This is a genomic window from Flavobacterium sedimenticola, from assembly GCF_030053345.1.
Lineage (GTDB): Bacteria > Bacteroidota > Bacteroidia > Flavobacteriales > Flavobacteriaceae > Flavobacterium > Flavobacterium sedimenticola.
Genome location: NZ_JASGBP010000001.1, coordinates 797,855 through 814,093, shown reverse-complemented (window position 1 = coordinate 814,093; position 16,239 = coordinate 797,855). Strand labels below are relative to the sequence as shown.

General features: G+C 39.7%; 8 protein-coding genes. 1 reads left to right on the top strand and 7 read right to left on the bottom strand.

The annotated features are described in order from the left end of the window. The first annotated feature begins 104 nt into the window (after positions 1 to 104). Positions 105 to 2,204, top strand: coding sequence for a peptidylprolyl isomerase (locus QHT84_RS03670; protein WP_283238182.1), 2,100 nt, complete (start codon positions 105 to 107; stop codon positions 2,202 to 2,204). A 55-nt stretch (positions 2,205 to 2,259) separates the two neighbouring features. On the opposite strand, the gene QHT84_RS03665 is transcribed toward QHT84_RS03670, so the two are convergent. The 7 genes from QHT84_RS03665 to QHT84_RS03635 all read right to left on the bottom strand — a co-directional run bounded on the left by QHT84_RS03665 (position 2,260) and on the right by QHT84_RS03635 (position 16,113). Continuing rightward, complete coding sequence (locus QHT84_RS03665) at positions 2,260 to 3,174, bottom strand: GYDIA family GHMP kinase (RefSeq protein WP_283238181.1); 915 nt, start codon at positions 3,172 to 3,174, stop codon at positions 2,260 to 2,262. A 37-nt stretch (positions 3,175 to 3,211) separates the two neighbouring features. Continuing rightward, positions 3,212 to 4,528, bottom strand: a complete 1,317-nt coding sequence (locus tag QHT84_RS03660) for a hydroxymethylglutaryl-CoA reductase, degradative (protein WP_283238180.1) — start codon at positions 4,526 to 4,528, stop codon at positions 3,212 to 3,214. 49 nt (positions 4,529 to 4,577) lie between these two features. Further along, positions 4,578 to 7,355: an AsmA family protein gene (locus QHT84_RS03655; RefSeq protein ID WP_283238179.1), complete on the bottom strand. Its 2,778-nt coding sequence runs from the start codon at positions 7,353 to 7,355 to the stop codon at positions 4,578 to 4,580. A gap of 121 nt (positions 7,356 to 7,476) precedes the next feature. After that, complete coding sequence (locus QHT84_RS03650) at positions 7,477 to 10,341, bottom strand: alpha-amylase family glycosyl hydrolase (RefSeq protein WP_283238178.1); 2,865 nt, start codon at positions 10,339 to 10,341, stop codon at positions 7,477 to 7,479. A gap of 59 nt (positions 10,342 to 10,400) precedes the next feature. Then, on the bottom strand, positions 10,401 to 11,453 hold the full coding sequence (locus tag QHT84_RS03645; protein ID WP_283238177.1) for a SusE domain-containing protein: 1,053 nt from the start codon (positions 11,451 to 11,453) through the stop codon (positions 10,401 to 10,403). A 30-nt stretch (positions 11,454 to 11,483) separates the two neighbouring features. Continuing rightward, positions 11,484 to 13,088, bottom strand: a complete 1,605-nt coding sequence (locus tag QHT84_RS03640) for a RagB/SusD family nutrient uptake outer membrane protein (protein WP_283238176.1) — start codon at positions 13,086 to 13,088, stop codon at positions 11,484 to 11,486. Between the two features lie 10 nt (positions 13,089 to 13,098). Further along, entirely contained in the window at positions 13,099 to 16,113 is a 3,015-nt protein-coding gene (locus tag QHT84_RS03635; RefSeq protein ID WP_283238175.1) for a SusC/RagA family TonB-linked outer membrane protein, read from the bottom strand. Between the last annotated feature and the right edge of the window lie 126 nt (positions 16,114 to 16,239).

Below are 16,239 nucleotides of genomic sequence, written 5' to 3'. Positions count from 1 at the left end.
GTCAAAAAATCAATATTTTAAATGAAATTATAAGGAAGTGAGTATTATTATTTCACAGATAATTGTATTTTCGCAAACTGAAATAAAAAATAACAAGAATAGAAATGGCAGTTTTATCAAAAATTAGAAATCGCTCAGGATTACTTTTATTAGCAATCGGATTTGCTTTGTTAGCTTTCGTGGTGCAAGATTTGTTTACCAAAGGCTTTAACAGCATCTCTAAAGAAGTAGGTAGCGTAAATGGAAAAGATATTTCTTATGAAGACTTCAGAATCAAAGTTGCTGAAGTGGAAAAAGGCGGACAAAACGGTCAGCCGGTATCTACCTTACAAGCTTCTAATCAAGTCTGGAATAACGAGGTGGATATTGCCCTACTTTCCGCAGAATTTGAAAAATTAGGTTTGCGTGTCGGCAAAAAACATATAGTAGAAATTTTCAAAGCCGATCCGAATATCGGTCAGAACCCTGCTTTTTTAAATGCCGCCGGTAAATTTGACGAGAAAAAATTCGAGGATTATTTCAAATCCAATCCGGAAGGCATGACCGCTTTCAAACAACGAGAAGAAAACGCTGAATTGCGTGCAAAATACGATATCTATGCATCTTTAATCAAAGGCGCTATGTACGTAACCGATGCCGAAGGTAAATTTAAGTACGAAGCCGAAAACAACAAAGTAAGTTTTGACTTTGTGACGGTTCCTTTTTCTTCTATCAAAGACAGCGATGTTAAAATTTCCGATGAAGAAATCTTGGCTTACATGAAAACCAAAGAGAAAAAATTCAAGTCAGAAGAAACACGCGAATTGGATTATGTAATGATTCAGGAAAAGCCATCTGCTGAAGATGAAGCTGAGATTAAGAAAAACGTGGATCGTTTATTGGTGCCAAGTGTTACGTACAATAAAGAAACCGGTAAAAACGACACCATTCCGGGCTTCCGTTCGGCTACCAACATTGCCGAGTTTGTAAACAGCAACTCTGATATCCCTTATGATTCTTCTTATATTGCCAAACAAGATTTACCGGCCGAACATGCTGATAAATTATTCAATTTGGCTGCCGGAGAAATCTACGGCCCGTATATGTTTGCCAACTACTATTGTATCTCTAAAGCCTTAGGCAGAAAAGCAAGCGCTAAAGCCAAAGCCAGTCATATTTTAATTAGCTGGGAAGGCACTCAGGTTCCGAACCAAAAAGAAAAAAGAACCAAAGAACAAGCCAAAGCCAAAGCAGAAGGTTTGTTCGCGCAAGCACAAGCCAATCCGAGCTCATTTATGATGTTGGCCTTAACCAATTCTGATGATTCTTCTGCACAACAAGGTGGTGATTTGGGTTATTTCAGTCCGGGTCAAATGGTAAAACCATTCAATGACTTTGTATTCAACAATCCGGTTGGAAAAATCGGTTTGGTAGAAACTGAATTCGGTTACCACATCATCAATGTAACGGACAAACAAGATGCTATTCGTTTGGCTACTATTGCCCAAAAAATTGAACCCTCAGAAGCAACCAACAATAAAATCTATACGCAAGCTACTCAATTTGAAATGGATGCGGCTACTAAAGATTTTGCTGCTTTAGCTAAGCAAATGAAGTTAACGGTAAATCCATCGGTTCGTGTAAAAGCGATTGACGAAAGTTTTGGTGCTGTAAACAATCAAAGACAAATCGTGAAATGGGCTTTTGCTGACGATACCAAAATTGGTGATGTAAAGCGTTTTGAAGTGATTAATATGGGTCATATTATTGCCAAACTGAAAAAAGTAACCGAGAAAGGCTTAATGTCGGTGGAAGAAGCGCGTCCGCAAGTAGAGTTCATCCTTAAGAACAAGAAAAAAGCGGAAATGATTAAAGCAAAAATGAAAGGTTCTTCTTTAGCGGCTATTGCTTCTTCTAACAAAGTTACGGTTTTGAATGCAGTGGATTTAACTATTGAAAATCCTGCTGTTCCGGGTGCCGGTTACGAGCCTAAAGTGGTAGGTACAGCTTTTGCTTCTAAAGCGGGACAAGTTTCTGCTCCTATCGACGGCAATTCGGGTGTTTATGTTGTCGTGACTAAAGCCACCACCAAAGCACCGGCTATTCAAAAGTATACTGACTACATCAATAAAATGAAGCCACAAGCCATCAGCAATGCACAACGCTTTTTACAAGCTTTGAGAGACGATGCTGATATTGTAGACAACAGAGCTAATTTTTATTAAGATAAAAAATCAACTTAAAAAAACCCGTTAGATTCACTAACGGGTTTTTTTTTTATTACAATATCATCTCATGGTACGGAATGACCGTTTCAAAACCTTTACTCTTAAAGTAAGCGGTTGGATTTTCTTTGGAAATACTGAGTACAAAATCGCCGCCCCAAGCCCCCAAACTCTTAATAACACCGTCAAAATCATCAAATAACATTTCCTTCACAGTAGACAACTCAAGGATGTTGCTCAGTTCAATTTCGTGTTGAGCCAATGCCTTGGCAAAATCTTGGGGTTGTTGGGCTTCGATGACTTCTTGAGTCAAAGAATCGATTACCGGAATGGTTTTATAAATAGCGCCGTGTTTCCCAAAATAGGACGCGATGGCGGCTTTGCTGTTTTGCTTTTTATTGAGATAAACAAAAAAGATTTTATCGGCAAAATCAGGATGAAATTCCACCAACTCTACCATTGGTTTGTCATCAACCAATTGGTACAAAATCCCTGAATTATTCTGCGCACAAGCAATATCGTACCCGCTGCCGCCGAAACTTCGCTGCAGCAATTCGAAAGCATCAATGTGCAACCATTGCGCCACATTATTAATTAAAGTGGAAGACGTACCCAATCCCCAATTTTTGGGAAAGGTGAGTTCGGTTGCAATGCGATAGCCATTGCCTTGGGTTATAAAATCGGGATGCATCAAATAGGCTTCGTGAAGAATATCAATCAGCGTATTTTTGATATTTCCGGTTTCATCGGCGTGTTCTTTTCGAATCACCGAAGCAAACGAAATAGTATCTTCAAACCAAATACTGCCGTCGCTGTCATAGCTGGTCCAATGAATGAGATTACCGGATGCTTCTTCCACCTGGAGACTTTGACCAAACTTGGTGGGCAACGCAAAAGCTTTGGCGCCATCGAGCACGACATACTCGCCGGTGATGAGTAATTTTCCGTTACTGTAAAAGCGTTGTTTCATGCTATTGGTTTCCCTGAAATCCTCGAGAGATACAGTTTTATTTTCTTAAATTTTCAATCAATTCTACCACCGATGCATGCGACACGGTATGGTTTTGAAAATGGGTGGTGATGGCTTTTCGCTCTTCCGGGGTGGCTTGGTATTGGTTTAATATGTTATTCAAATGCATTTTCATGTGTCCTTCCTGAATACCCGTAGTGGTTAGCGAACGTAGTGCCGCAAAATTCTGAGCCAATCCGGTAACGGCTACAATCTGCATTAATTCTTGTGCCGATGGCTTGCCTAAAATTTCCAAAGCCATTTTCACCATCGGATGCAAAGAAGTCAATCCGCCAACGGTACCTAATGCTAACGGGATTTCCATCCAAAAACTAAAAATACCGTTTTCAATTTTGGCATGTGACAAACTCGAATACGTCCCGTTTTTAGAAGCATAGGCGTGTACTCCGGCTTCTACGGCTCGAAAATCGTTACCGGTTGCCAATACTACGGCGTCTACACCGTTCATGATACCTTTATTATGCGTTACCGCTCGATACGGTTCGATTTCGGCAATGCGAACCGCTTGTATAAATTTTTCGGCAAACAGTTGCGGATTCTCGATTTTCTTTTCGGCCAAATCTTCTACCGGACAAGATACTTCGGCACGAACCAGGCAATTCGGGACAAAATTAGACAGTATGCTCATCACAACCGTAATGTCTTTTTCGGCCTCACTGAATTCGGCATATTTTTGTGCTTCCTCTCGTAGTGTTTTAGCTAATTGTTCCAAGCACGAATTGATAAAATTAGCACCCATGCTGTCTTTGGTTTCAAAAGTCACATGGAGTTGGTAATACTGAGGCAAATCGGCAGTCTTATCGCGAAGGGTTAACGATACGATGCCGCCACCCCTTTTTTGCATATTTTTAGTAATGCTTTCTGTGGCATTCAATAAAGCCGGCTTTACGGAACGGAAGAAAGCCTGTAACTTGTCTGCCTCTCCCGAAAACAAAAAGTGAACCTGTCCTATTTTTTCAGTGTTTATAACCGTGGCTTTGAATCCGCCTCGAGTACTCCAAAATTTAGCCGACTTGGCTGCGGCTGCAACCACCGAACTTTCCTCAATAACCATCGGTACCGAATAATAGCGGTCGTTAATCAGAAAGTTAGGCGCAATGCCCAGCGGAAGGTAAAAATTGGATATCGTATTTTCTATAAATTCATCGTGAAGCTGTTGCAATTGGGTATCGCTGTTCCAATATTGCTTTAGTGTAGCAACCGCTACTTCAGGTTGGCTGAAATATTGTTGGGCAATCCAATTGATTTTTTCTTCTTTGGACAATTTAGAAAAGCCCGAAACTGCATTACTCATAGTAAAAAAGTACTGAATTAATTAGTGCAAAGATACACTTTCAAACCTACTAATTCGGTTGTGGTTGGGTAGAAATTGGTTGCGGCACCTCGCCTTCGTATTCGGTTTCCTGCAAGTCTTCGGTTTGCTTACCCAAACGCACTTTGGGTTCATCTTGGGTACCGGTAATTTTAATGGGAATGCCGAGGAGGCCAAACGGTGGTAAGCCCAATCGCATTTTGATATTCAATTGACCGTCGAAGCTGGTTTGTCCTTCTATTCTCGGGCGAAAACCGGCCACTTTAAATTTGAAACGCTCAATATTGATGATGTTATTTTTGATTTTGGTTTTGATGTCTACCTGCGATAAATCGGGATTTTTAATAGCTTCTTTTCCGGTTTTTTTACTCACCACGCCAAACATTTTAAAGCCTTTCATTTTGACTTTTTTAACCGATAAGGTACCGGCGCCGGTAAGTGAAGGATAAATCGGCATCATCTCGGCATTGAGGATTCCGGCCAATTGATAGTCTAATGAGATAATGCCTTCGGCACTCTCGGCTGCAGTGGCCATTTCACGGAACAGTTTGACTTCGTTGTAGGCGCGTTTCACATCAAACTCTTTGGCTGCAATTTTAAAATCGAAAAAGGCTTTTTCAGGCGACTGACTCCCGTAAGCCAAATCCATAGTGACTTTGGCGCCAACCATTTCAAAACCCGATTGTTTCAGTCCTAATTGTCCTTTGTTAAGGGTCATATTGCCTTTAAGATTATCGATAGTCAAACCGTCAAAGTTAATCTTGTTTGCAGTAGCATTAAACTGCAAGTCGAAATTAGCAGGTATTACCACAACTCCTGAAGCAACAGCGGGTTCGGTAGTTTTTGTCGAATCGGTTACAGCAGTTGATGCCACCGGCATCATAAACTCATCGACATTGATATAGTCCGAATGCAATTGGAAGTTGCCTTTGAGAACGGCTTTGTCGGTCAATACAAAATCGATGACATTTTGCAGGTAGCCGTTCATTTTAAAATCGGATTGACCGTATGCAGCAACAAAATCGTTGAAACTCATCTTATCCTGACGGAACGCAAAAGTACCTTCTTTAATCACAAACGGTTTCGGCAAATACTCGGAAGTGGTTTTAATATTGCGAAGTTTTAGCGTACCTTGATTTTGCAGCTTGTGATACCTGCCGTTTACCGCATCGTCCTGTGATCCTTTGAATGCCACGTCGGCATGGATATAGCCTTCTAAGTCGAGTCCTTTTTGAGAAAAGACACGGTATATTTTGCCCAAATCGAGTTCGCCTTTGGCTTTCATATCGTATTGAATGTTTTCGAAATTACGCAGTTTGGCATTGACGTAAATCGGTTTGCCTTCGAACTCCAAAGAAGCCGGTGTAATATGAATGCTGAGATCGTCGAGCGAGCCCTTTTTATCTAGAATTGTGGCGATGACATTAATTTTCTGAATCGGATTGGGATAGTAATCGGTTTTTACATAGCCGTTTCGGAAATTGATTTTACCGTGGGTTACCGGTATTTTGTTCTTCTTTTTATCATAAACTCCGTTCGACAGGATATCCATTTGTAAGATACCGCGCAAATCCATGTTTTGCAATCCGAATGCTTTGTCCATTTGTGCCAAATCTATTTTGGAATGGATTCGGGCTTTAATCGTTGGCGTTGACAATCCTTCGGTTTTGATGATGGCCTTTACGTAATCTTTATCGACATTAAAGAAAACCGAATCGATATTGACTTTTAGTTTTTCGGTATCCAAAGAAGGCAATTGCGTATCAAAATTCAAGAAGATATTCGACACCGGAAAGGGTGCGTCTTTGTATTCGATTAATCCGTCTCGAATTTTCATATGGAAAGCCACATCGGGTTTTTGGTTCACTGAAGCGATGTATTTTCCTTTGAGTGTAAACGACAAATCGGTTCGTCCTTTGACTTTGGTTTTTTCGAGCCAAGTAACATAGGCCGGCGGCAAAGCGGTGAAAAAATCGTTGAGTTTACTGTCTTCGGATTTGATATTAAAATCCATATCATACCCATTGCTCAGGAAGTCGAATTTTCCGTTGAATTCCACCGGCAGTTTGTTGATTTTTAAATTGTTTTGCTGAAAAACAAAGGCCAAGGAATTGGTATTGATTTTGGTAATTAAATCGGCTTTGACTCTTTTATTCTTAAGGTATTGCTGCCCATCATAGGTAAAATCGAACGCCTCGATTTCGGCTTCGGTATAAATATCAAATATGGCTTGGTCTAAATCGCCGTTGCCCACATAATTAAATCCTTTGGCATCGATACGTATTTTGGTCGATTTGTCATCGTAAACCAGGTGACTGTTTTCGATGGCGATACGATTCAATCTTAGCGAAGTAGAACCAGTGGTGTCTTTGGCTTTGGTCTCTTCTTCGGCGACATACACATTATAATTGGCTTCCCCTTTTTCATTCACCCGAACATTCATAAGAGCTTTTGACACATAAATTTCATCTATAATCACTGTATTGTCGAAAATAAGTGATTTGATATTGATTCCAAACGAGATATCATTAGCGGATACCAAGGTTTCTTTTTGGAAAGGCGCCGATCCTTTGAGTGAAAAGTCGGTAAGGGTTAACGTTAAAGACGGAAAATGATTAAAAAAAGACAAATTGGCTTCTTTGAAATTCAGTTTTCCGTTAAGTTTTTTATTGGCAAAAACCTTGACTTCTTCGGCAATTTTCCCGGGAAACAGAATCGGAATCAAAAACATCAAAAGCAGAACAGTCCCCAGAGAGATTCCAGTGATCTTTAAAATCTTGACTATGATGGCCTTTCGCGGTTTTTTCATACCTCAAAAATACAACGCACGAGACTTACAAAAAAAATTTAAGGGGAATTTTTTTATAAAAAACAAAAGCCGCGTTATTGAAAACGCGGCTCTTGCCCTTAATTATATAACTAATCTAACCTTATTGTTTGATGACTTTCATGGTTTTGGTATTGTTGTTGGCGTCGAACGCTTTTACCAAATACACACCTCTGTTTAAGTCGTTAATGTCAAACTGATAATCTTCTGACGTAATATTGTCAAATGATTTTACCAATTGACCGGTGATAGAATACACCTCTACCTTTGCCACCGAGCCTGCAATAGAAAAACTACCCGAAGTTGGATTAGGATACAAGCTCACATTAGCCACCGCATTGAATTCGTCATTACTTAAAGTAGCCGGTTGATTCCCGAATACTCTGAATGTTCCGGGAGCCAGAGTAATGGTCGCGGTAGTATTGGTTACAGTGAAAGGAGTATTATCCATCAAATTGTACCATGTTCCCGTGTAAGGGAAACTCGGGTTAACATTCTGACTCGCCACCGACATATTGGCAATCACTACCACATTTTTCAATGTATTGGCAGGCAAAGCATTGTCGTACACGTAAATTCTTTGTCTGATATTATTTCCATCCGGACTGATAGCGTAATCACCTTCGAAAACCGGCTCAGTAATTTTAAGTTGAATCAAACGTTTCCAATCGTTATAAACCTGCTGACGGTTTGGTGTAGTCATTGTTAACCAATTATTTGTCCACTGCGGCTGTGGTTTGGTGTCTAATTTACAGTCGCCCGGCGTAGTATCTGATTCTGTGTTTACAGTACCATTATTACACGTATAGATTGAATTATTCATCCCTAAAGCGCCAAAATGCCAAATCATTTTGGGTCCCGGCACTAAGATTGACAAGGCACCGATAGCTGACATTCTTGGAACTGCATTGTTTAAATTGTTAAGTGGCGGTGCGGTTCCTCCACCGTTACCATAAGTCACAGCTTCATAAACCAATCTGTCTTTATCATGACTTTCAGGGTAACCCAATAGCCTTTTAGCGGTAAAACCTCTGCTCACGTGACCCATTCTGGTAATATCGGCATTGGTAGAATACCCCATGATTAATTGCTTATAGGCTTCATGCAATTCGCCCCACATCATAACCCCTTTGCTTGGCGTTTCATTGATACGGTAATTAGCCCACTGTTGTTCCTCGTTATCAGCACCCAAATGTTCAAAAATCACATAATGGGTTGGGTCGAGCGACCATGAATAATCGGCATACTCTTTCAGAACAGCAACGCGATCACTCTGATAAGAATTGGTACATGCATCATCTCCGGAAGAGCAAGCTTGCGTAAATCCTTTCGTTAAATCCCAACGGAAACCGTCAATTTTAAATTCTTGAATCCATTGTTTTACTACCCTTTTAGTAAAGTATTTTGTTCTGGCTTGGGAGTGATTAAAGTCGGCTCCAACTCCATAACTATGTCTTGCAAACTCATTAAAATAAGGATTGTCAGCAGCAGGATCACCCCATCCGTCGCCATCCGGATCTTTCATCCACATTCTCACCATCGGATTTCTTCCGAAGGCATGATTTAGTGCCACGTCAAGAATCACAGCGATACCGTTTTGGTGGCATAAATCGATAAACTCTTTGAACTTGTCGGCCGTACCATAAAATTTATCTAAAGCCATATGGAATGATGTATTGTATCCCCAACTTTCGTTGCCTTCATACTCCATCACAGGCATTAACTGAATCGCATTTACTTTTAAATTTTTAAAATAGTCAATTTTATCAATTAAATCCTGATAGTTTCTATCGGCATCGAAATCGCGAATTAAAACTTCGTAAACGATTAAATCCTCTTTTTTTGGTTTCACGAAATTAGTCGTGGCTGTGCTCCAATTGTACGGTACTTGACCGGTTTTCAATACTGTAACTTCCCGTTGTTGTCCTGAAGGGTATGCCGGTAAGTTTGGATAACTGGCCGGAGAAATGTAGGGATCATCAAAAGGTGATAAGACCAACGTAGAATATGGATCCGCTGTTTTTACCACCGCTGGTGAATTGGCGGTAGGAGTTGCATCGACCACCCAATACTGATAGGTATAGTTTTGGCCGGCCGTTAATCCTGTGAGTTCTAACCAAAACTTTCCGGTTGAAGGGTCTTTGCGCATTAAATAATCGGTTCCGGGTTGCCAGTTATTAAAACTTCCGGCAACGTAAACAAAGTCTTTCCCCGGAGCATCTAAAACTAATGTAGCCTTAGTGTTGTCGGAAGTATTGTAATTAATACCGTCCTCTAATCCTCCTGCCATTGCCTGATTAACTGTTCCGGCATTTACGATAACTCCGAAAGATTTTGAGAAAAATGTACTTCCTTGAGTAATTTGTAACTCGTACGTTTTATTTACCGTTATGTTAGTATCGGTATAACTATAACTTGTTCCGGAAAACGTATTAATACTTACGCCGTTAGCCAACAAATTATAATTCGCTGTTCCGTTAGTGTTGGAAGCCGTTATCGTTAAATTTTGACCACTGTTAATGATAGTATTACTGCCTTCATTGGGAGTCAGCAAAGCCGCTTGAAAAGCACCAACATCTAATGTCAAATCAGCTGTTTGTGCATTTCCTACTGCATTTCTGAACACCATATTAATCTTGGTAACGGAACCGGATCCGAGACCATAGAAAGCCATTATTGTTGGTGTCAAATCTAATTTGTAAATACTTCCCGAAACTAAAGTTAATGCGGGTTGGGTCGTATTATTTCCCCAAGAACCAATCACATTTTGCCAAGGGGTTCCGTTAAGGGTAACACCTGTATGAGCATAAATTGTCCCGCTGTAGGAAGACAAAGGTGTGGTAGACTTGTCAAATAAAATGGTTGCGGAAGCTGTTTGATCGGGATTAGAACCCCCTTGCCAAGAAACCTGGGCAAAGATTGAGTTGGTTATTAAACCGACTAAAATGCATAAAAAAACTTTTTTCATAGCCTTAAATTTAAAAAAAAGGGTCTCCAAAGGAAACCCTTTTTTAATTGTTTATTCTTTTATTGAAGTGTAACGGAGTAGGTATATTGTCTTGGATTACTTAAGTCCAAAACTACATTATACGTACCACCGGCGTCCACAGACAAATTCGGACCATCATAATTCATAGAACCGTCTCCGTCCGGATCTCCACCAAAATTGATTGTCCAGGCGTTATTCGCTCTGAATTTAAACTCCCCTGCTGATAACGTAACAACACCTTCCCATTTTTGAGTTGAAGCATTATAGGTCAATGCTGTACTGTTATCCCATCCTCCCGGAGTTGCAGCGCCTACAATACCCCAAGTGGTTGGTTCAACAGTGTAAAGCAACGTAGTGGTATTGGCTCTTACTCGGTAATAGCCGGCTGTAGCGGTACAATCTGACTCTCCTGATTCTACTAAAACACCAGAGAATGATCCGTCATCGCCCCAATCAGTGTTCCCCCAGTTGAAGTTTCCTGATGGATCCGGACCAACAAACTTGAATCCACCGTCTAACCAAATATACCCTTCATAATCGGTTTGACCGAAAGCAGAAGAGGCAATTCTTGGTGCTGTTGGAGGGTTCCATCCTTGGTGATTACCCGGAACGGCTAATTTTGGCAATTCAGATGAATACGGAGTTACTAAATAGGTTATAACATCTGAAAACTTCTCTTCGCTGGCCGGTTGACCTACTGTTGACTTTACTCTGATTTCGAGTCCACCTTGAGTAAAAGGTGTTAATCCAACGGCTAAAGTAGCACCGTTCAAAGCATCAGAAGTTACCGTTACATAAGTATTATTAGTACTCACTAAATCGAATGGCGTATCAAAATTATCTCCTGATTTATCGACTTGTACGGTGTAAGTTACTTGAGTCGGAGTACCATAATCCATATCTTCCCATGTCATGGATAAACCAGGATTGGTTGGTGTTTCCGGACTTAAGACTACACCTTCTCCCGATACCGGAGAAAGAATTTTAAACTCAGCGGCATTGTCTAAAAATTTTAAATCTTGTTCATCTGTACAAGAAGCAAAACCACTTATTAGTGCCACAGCTAAAATGTTTCTAAATATATTTTTCATTTCTTTTGTAATTTATAGTTTATAATGTTTTTAATAGCCTGGATTTTGAGTTAGGTTAGGGTTGGCCGCCAAAGAAGCCGTTGGAATCGGGTATAATGCAAGGTTGGCTGAAATAGCGATTCCATTAGACCCATTTCCTTTCCATGCCCAATTGTAACTACCTCCGGTATACTTACCAAAGCGAATTAAGTCTTGTCTTCTGTGACCTTCCCAATGCAACTCTCTTGATCTTTCATCCAAAATAAAATCCAATGTGAGTTCATTTGCCGAAATGTTAGCTGCTGTACTACCGCTATTTGCTCTTTCTCTGAGTGAATTAACATAAGTTACAGCTTGTGACATGGTGGCTCCTGCAGCACCTCTTGCGGCACATTCCGCGTACATCAAATACACATCTGCCAATCGGAATAATGGAAAATCAGTGTCCACAAAAGTTGAGTTTGGACCTGCAATACCCGCTGAAGTTCTGTTAGAGAATTTTGCCAAAATATAACCTTGGTCTCTGTTTGCAATATCACTAATTTCGATATCTCTTACTCCGGAAATAATAGTTTTGCGGGTATCATTATCAAAATCACTACCGTCAAATTTTTGAACAAACTGCTTTCTCAAACGTAATGCTCCTCCCCAGCCACCGGAACCAACTCCAAGAGAAACACCGTTTTGTTCGATAGAACCTACTTGACCGTTTACCATTACCGTTGTCGGACCATAGTTTTGAGTCGCAATACCATCAGATTGTAATGTAAAAATCATTTCTGAAGAAGTATGATTGTCGGCTTTGAAATTGTTCAAATAAGTCGGGTTAAGAGTATAACCTCCGGCAATAATTTGATTGCATTGTGTAACGCAATCCGCATAACGGTCTTGTCCTATGTAGACTTGGGCGTTGAGATACATTTTAGCCAAAATCATACGCGCAACAGCTTGGTCAACTCTTCCGTATTCATTAGTGCGTGGTGCTTTCAAAGAAGGTATCACTTCATTCAACTCGCTTTCGATGTAATCAAAAAGTTGTTGTCTGTTATATTCCGGTCCAGCAACTCCTAAAGCTGAGTTCTCATCATTATACGCCGCTTTTCCAAACAAATCCATCAAATGATAATAAGCCAATGCTCTCAATACTCTGACTTCATTTCTGAAATCATTAATTTCACTAATCTGAGCTTGATCCGTAACCCCTCTTGAGGCCAATTTATCGGCAGTAGTTTGTCTCAGGTATTCATTTACAAGTGCTACTTGAAACATCCCTCTACCAAACATCCCTCTAAAAATTGGGTTTGAAGCCGTCCAAATGTTTCTTTGAATTTCTCTTGTTCCCGGGTCATTTTCATAGCTCCAAATTACTTCGTCTGTGGAGAGATTTTCTAAATACCACAGACATCTTCCGTATTGACTCGTTCCGGCATCAATTCCTTGAATATTCGAGGAACCGGCTCCGGTAGTACCTGTTAAAGACAAGTTTCCGTAAACCCCTGCTAATCCTTGTCGGTATGCATCAGGCTGTTCAAAAAACTCATCGGATAAAAACACTAAAGGATCATCACTTTTAACATCTAAATCATCGGTACACGAACTCATTACAAGAGCAAAAACTCCTGCAATCAGCATTATGTTATACTTAATTTTTTTCATAGTTTTTTATTTAAAATTTTACGTTAGCACCAAATAAAAACTGACGCTGTCTCGGATAAATAGTATCATCTCTACCATTATTAATTTCGGGATCTAAACCATCATAATCTGTTATGATAAAGGCATTTTGAACACCTGTAAATAATCGTAATGAGGCCTTCCCGTCTAACCATTTAGGGAAAGTATAACCAACTGTAATGTTATCCATTCTCAAAAATGATCCGTTTTCAATATAAATATCCGAAATTACATTTTCACCATTAACGTTGGTAAAGTTGGTGTCTAAAACACTAGTCAAAACATTTCCTAGTTCAGCATCCGGTTTTAATAAGGCTCTGTAGGCTCTGTTGGCTTTCAATGCATTGTAAATTCGGTTCCCTAAATTGGCTCTCATGTTAAATGAGAAGTCAAGGTTTTTGTAATTAAAACTAGATGCAAATCCAAGTACTAAATCCGGATCCGGGTTTTTGTAAATATAACGGTCATCACCATTAATAATTCCGTCTCCGTTTAAGTCGGCAAAGGCACCTTCAATTGGTGAACCATCAGTACTGTATAATTGTTTGTAGACAAAGAATGAACCCGGTGTATAACCTTCTCTATGAATTTGCACGGTTCCTCCGGTTCCTCCGGCTTGACCAAAGAACACATCAGAGCCAGCCGGTAGTTCATCGATACGTCTTTCAAATTTGGTTGCGTTGAAATTAATATTCCAATTCAGATTATCTCTTTTAATTACATCGGCGTTCAAACTGAATTCGATACCTTTTGTGGAGAAACTTCCGATATTAGCCGGACCCGAGTTAGAAAAGTTACTTCCATCGGCATAGGGTGTATCTCCAAAATACAAATCATTAGTCTTTTTATAGAAAGCATCTATAGCACCCGTAATTCTGTCATCGAAAAGACCATAATCCAAACCTAAATTATAAGTTGTGGTTGATTCCCATTTCAAGTTCGGATTTCTTGGTGCCGGAATTCCGACCGGATAAGGTGATGAAGCAAAATAGTATTGTGAATTTGGATCTCCGACGTTGTATCTTTCAAGATAGAAATCGCCAACCGGGATATCTTGTTGTCCGGTAACTCCCCAACCCAAACGCAATTTCATATCGCTCACCACTTTTGAATCTTTGAATAAGTCTTGTCCAAATCTCCATGCAAACGCCGCTGCGGGAGAATTAAGCCATCTATTTGCATCACTGAATCTTGAACTACCATCTCTTCTCAATGAGAAAGTAAACAAGTACTTGTCATTGATTGAGATGTTTGTTCTACCAAAAAAGCCTAATAAAACCTCGTCTGGATTAGCAAATGCTCTTGGTGGCTGAGCCGTTGGGTTATTTACGTTAAATGTATTGTAACCATACACTTGGAATTTTTGATACGAATAACCTGTGGTCAACTCAAAATTAATTTTATTAAATTTTTTATTGTAAACAAAATAAGCATCTAACAGCTTGTTTCTTCTGGTGGCTTCCGAATATTCATTAGTTCCGTAGAGGGTATTCCCGTTGATAAATCCTGTCAAAGCAGTGGTTCCAACTTTACGAGTTCTTTCGCCATTAGCTTCGTCAAATCCCAGGTTAACAACAGCTCTCAAATCAGGAAAGAAGTGAAATTTATAATCGATTTCAAAATTTCCTAACACTCTATTGTTCATCCCTGTATCGTATGTCTGTCTTAACTGAGCAACAGGGTTTCTTGGCACTTGATTTAAGAAATCGGCAGTAGTATTTCCGTTTCTGTATTCAAAAAAACCATCATAAGGCGAACTTGCATCGTAAATTGGCTTAGTCGGATCAAATCTAATGGCCGTCCCTTCTACTCCATCAGCAAAACGATTATTTTCATTGGCAAAGTTTGCATTAAATCGCAACTTTAAATGATCGTTGAAAAAATTAGGATTTAATACAACTGAAGCGGTATTTCTGTTGAAATGATTAGTTAATCTTAATCCTTGTTGGTAAGTATTACCTATGGTCAACCTAGCAGGAATTCTATTGAAAAGAGAGCCTTTAACTGTTAATGAATTATCAACAAAATCTGTTCTCCTGTAGATTGCTTTTTGCCAATCGGTATTGTAGAGAATTCGACCTTCTATGATTCCCGGGGTTGACAAATCATCAGTCAGAGAGGTATTAGGATCATCAACCCCCAACAAATTGGTGCTTCCTGCAGATAAAATTCCATTAATAGTATTGGCTTCAACTTGCGAAATGAAATCTTTGGCATTAAACACATCTACTTGATTGTACAACTTACCTGAGCCATATTGAAAATTATACTCTACCCCAAATTTTTTGGATCCTTTTTTAGTATTGATGATGATAACACCATTGGCAGCTCTGGAACCATAAATCGCAGAGGCAGAAGCATCCTTTAAAACATTAAAACTTTCGATATCGTTAGGATTCAATGCAGCCAAAATAGATGTAGACCCTGAATTAGTTGAGTTTGTAACTGGCAAACCATCAATAACAATTAACGGATCATTTGAGGCACTTAAAGATGATCCCCCTCTGATTCTTATCTGTGAACCGGTACCCGGAGCACCTCCGCCGGAATTCACTGTAACACCGGCAATCCTACCATTGAGTAAATTTTCAGCGGTTACATTTGTTCCTTTATTGAAGTCTTTTGTAGTCAAAGTAGCCACAGAGCCGGTTACGTCTTTTTTCTTAACGGTACCGTAACCCACTTGTACTACCACTTCTTGTAGTTGGTTAGCGCTCTCATCAAGGCTAACATTAACCGATTTTTGGCCGCTGAAAGTCACTGTTTTTGAATCATAACCAATAAATGAAAAGACCACTTTGTCTCCATTTTTCAGACCATTCAATTGAAACTTCCCGTCAAAATCAGTTGAGGTGCTGTTTTGCGCACCTTGAACAATTACATTTACTCCCGGCAATGGTTGTTTTGACTTTCCGTCAACTACAACCCCACTCAAAGCACTCTGTGCGATAGCTCCAAACGGTAGTAGCAAGAATAAAAATAACAACTTTTTGTAAATTGTTTTCATACGTTTTGTTTAGGTTAAAAAATTTAATTTTGTGCTTATACTTTATACTTCGAATGTTAAATTTATGCAAAATTTTCAATCGCCGGAATAAACAGCTGTTAAATATGAGCCGAAAACGTTTTCGTG